The organism is Monashia sp. HAY1-2A (assembly GCF_056755315.1).
Map to the genome: position 1 here is coordinate 1 of NZ_JBNDHY010000343.1, position 317 is coordinate 317.

The window sequence follows — 317 nt, forward strand, 5'->3', positions numbered from 1 at the left end:
TGCTCCTCGTACCGTCCGTCGGCCGACACGCGAGCGACCTCGTCGGCCGACACCTCGAGGCGGTCCGGACCGACCCTCCGGAAGGACAGGTCGCCGTCGTAGACGACGACGTCCTCGGTGCCCCACCGCCACAGGTCGACCGACTGCGGGGCGAGGAAGAGCTTGCCGGTCTGGTGCGTCTCGTCGTTGTCCTCGCCGGCCCGCAGGAACCCTCGGATGACGGCCTCCTGGCTCGCCCCGTCGACGGGGCCGACGGCCGCGACGCGGACCGGTTCGACGGCCGAGTCACCGAGGGCCCTGCCGTCGACGACCGGGCC

1 protein-coding gene is annotated in these 317 nt (G+C 73.5%); it reads right to left on the reverse strand.

Annotated features, from left to right (window positions below):
* On the reverse strand, positions 1-317 hold a 317-nt coding region (locus ACPYOM_RS22220; protein ID WP_481347623.1), incomplete at both ends, for an LpqB family beta-propeller domain-containing protein.